The following is a 2,974-nucleotide window of genomic DNA, read 5'->3' as shown; positions in this document are numbered from 1 at the left end:
ACCGTCTACCTCAATGCTTTTGATAAGCAGGTGCATACGGTTACCCTCAATCTTGGCAGATGCAATCAGCCGGCTCTGCCTTGGAATACGCAGTCCCTGCACCTTGGCAGTCTCCAGCAGACGAAGCACCACATTGTCGCCCTCCTTGAGCGTGGTCGTTCTGTCCACCACCACTTTGAGCGTGTTGCGCATCGTGGGTGCAGCCGTACTTGTTAGCGAATGGAAGCCCATGTTGCGTGCTCTTGTTCCATATTCCTTGATGAAATCCGCATCGCTCATCGGCTGACCGAGTGAAGTCACCACCTGTTTGCGCTCCGCCAAGACCTCCATTGACGGTGTACCAACTTGCGCAGCCTGCCCTTTTGTCACACCCATATCGGTGGTAGAAGTGGTGTTTCCCTTGCTTTCCGTAAAGGCATTATTCAATGACGGTGGCACAGATGATGTCTTGGGTAGATACTTTGCTGCCATCTGATAGCTCTTTTCCATCAGGGCAAGCTGCCTTTTCTCTTCATCATCCTCCCTGCTGTCTTTGGAAGAGAGTTCCTTTTTAAGGTTATCTATTTCCGAGCGCAAGGCTTCACGCTCCTGCTCGTATGGATCGGGAGCGTAAAAAGAGTTCAACAGACGGTTGTTTTCCTCATAGCGGTGCAGGGAGCTTTCTATCTTTGCCGTAGAAGCAGCTGTTTCTGCACGCTGCTCCTCTGATGGAGCAGTGCTCTGTGCGAAGTAATCCGACAGTTTGCCCATCTCTTCGCGGGTTTGTTCTTCCTCGTGTGCCTTGTCGCCTAATTCGTAGGCTTTGAGCTTGTTCTCGGTGAGTTTTTCTGTCGTTGCCTGCGGGATGCTGTCATTGAGCCCCTGCTCCGCAGCTGTCTTATCCTTGCCCGAAGGTGCGAAGATAAACCACATTGAAAGGGCAAACAGCAGTCCCAGACCTCCAAAGACCAAGCCTTTTTTCATTTGTTCTTTCTGTTTATTATCCATTTTCCTTGATTGTTTGATAATGTTGTAGATAAAAATTGCCGTGTAACTCTTGTAAAGTGCTGTCCGTCCCTATCGGACTGTCCACCAGCTTTCCTTTGGGGATGATCAGTTTCTCCTTCTTTGGAGGAAGGAAAAACTGCGCTATCATCCAAAGTGAGCAGAGCAGATAGATGAAACTCAGCCCATAGACGATTCCCTTACGCTGCCTTATCGTGAGCCTTTCACACCAATGACGGAGCCATAGGTGAAATCTCAGATAATGGTGAGCGAGCAAATAGTTTACTTTTCTTGCCATAGCCTTATCGTTTATAGGTCTGTATGTCCCAGTTCTCCTTGACGAGGAAGTTCTCTATCAGGAAACCTTGCGGGTTGTTATCCGAACGGACAGAGTTTTGCAGCGTGCAGGTTGTAACAAGACTGCGCTCCGTAATGTTACTCTGACGGACGATAAACTCCCGTGCATAAGTTGTTACCGCATAAGGGTAAGTATTAAAGTTGCAGTGGATAGAGTCCACCTCTATACGCTGATTGATATTACCCGATATGGCACGGTTATAATAGCCCTTCTCTGCCAAGTCCTTATAATAATTGAAAGCCGACTTGTCGCAAAGTAGAAAAGCACGCTCCATGTTCCTCTCAATGGCGTCCTTGTCGGGTGCGATGGTAAAGAACAGTTCATGGAAACGACGCACGTGTTCTCTTGCCTCTACGGGACGATTACGACTTGCATCCTGACTGAGGGCAAGCATGAGTGACTTTCCCTGGTCAAGCACATAGATTTTCTCCCTCTGCTCCTTAGCGAAGCTGTACGAGGCATAGACGGCATAACCGCTTACTGCCACGCAGACGATGGCAAAGACAAAGGCATAGAGTCTTATCTGCCTGAATGAGGTCTCGATATTGTTAAGTGATTTGAATTCCATTTCTTTTTCCTTTTATAGCTGTTGATTTATTAAGCATTGTTGCTCCATTTCTATTTTCCTTTGAGCAGTGCACCTTTGATACGTCCACCGACATTTCCCACAGCAGCACCTGCACCTGCCATAGCAGCCTTACCACCTGTATATGCACCTTGCGCACCACGCTGTGCAGTCTGGTTGACATTGCGTCCGTAGGAGCCGATACCGCCACCAGCTTCAATAATCCACCCTGCCACAGTAGGTACACAGAAGTAGCCTACAATACCGATAAGGAAGAAGACGATGTAGTACCACGTTCCCGAATCAGGCAGATAGTTCGGATCGCTGAGGGCATCGATGTCCTTCTGCATCATGAGGACTTGTATCTTGGTGAGCAGAGCCGTAAGAATCGAACTCACTGGCAGCCACAGGTAGACAGAGATATAGCGTGAGAACCAAGCCGTAAGTGATCCTGCAAGACCATCCCATACGGCTATGCCGAACACGATAGGTCCGAGTATCGAAAGGACAATCAGAATAAAGGTGCGAAGCGTGTCAATGATAAGTCCCGAAGCATGAAACAGCAATTCCAAAAAGTCGTGTACCAATTTCATGACCCACTGCTTGGTCTGATAGGCAGCACGCTCGGCATACATACCCGCTATAGTCACGGCATCTTCCGGACCGATGATGCCCATTTCCTCTATCTTCTGATCGAACTTCTCGTTGGAAACCAAATAAGCCGTCTCGGGATTCCTGAGGTAGGCTTCCTCCTGCAACTTATCCCTTTTTGCGGTCAGTTCCGCCAAATTGCCTTCCTGCTGGTGTACCATCATCTCCGTTCCCTGCACTACAGGCGAGAGAACGGCATTCATCGTACCCAGTACGACTGTCGGGAAGAACATGATACAAAAGCCTAAGACAAAAGGTCGGAGAAGCGGAAAAACGTCTATCGCCTCGGCACGGGCAATGGAAGCCCATACCCGAAGAGCAATATAAAAGAGCGCACCCAAGCCCGCAATGCCCTTTGCAATGCCTGTCATCTGGGCACAGAGCGGCATCATCTCATCGTAGGTTGAGCGGAGCAA

Annotated in this window: 4 protein-coding genes; all 4 read right to left on the bottom strand. The window is 49.1% G+C overall.

Annotated elements, in window-relative coordinates; genetic code table 11:
- Positions 1 to 987: conjugative transposon protein TraM (gene traM / locus HMPREF0645_RS02710; RefSeq protein WP_007173303.1), on the bottom strand; the 987-nt coding region annotated here is incomplete at its 3' end.
- Positions 980 to 1,282: a hypothetical protein gene (locus HMPREF0645_RS02705; RefSeq protein ID WP_007173302.1), complete on the bottom strand. Its 303-nt coding sequence runs from the start codon at positions 1,280 to 1,282 to the stop codon at positions 980 to 982. The genes HMPREF0645_RS02705 and traM, both read right to left, overlap by 8 nt.
- Positions 1,283 to 1,286: 4 nt before the next feature.
- Positions 1,287 to 1,910 (bottom strand): conjugative transposon protein TraK, encoded by a 624-nt coding sequence (gene traK / locus HMPREF0645_RS02700; RefSeq protein ID WP_007173301.1) that lies wholly within the window; start codon positions 1,908 to 1,910, stop codon positions 1,287 to 1,289.
- Positions 1,911 to 1,960: 50 nt separating this feature from the next.
- Positions 1,961 to 2,974, bottom strand: a 1,014-nt coding sequence (gene traJ / locus HMPREF0645_RS02695; RefSeq protein ID WP_245543989.1) for a conjugative transposon protein TraJ, incomplete at its 5' end; no start/stop codon positions are given.

It is taken from the genome of Hallella bergensis DSM 17361 (assembly GCF_000160535.1).
Lineage (GTDB): Bacteria > Bacteroidota > Bacteroidia > Bacteroidales > Bacteroidaceae > Prevotella > Prevotella bergensis.
Note: the sequence above shows the minus strand (reverse complement) of the source record. Positions and strands in the feature narration are given on the sequence as shown.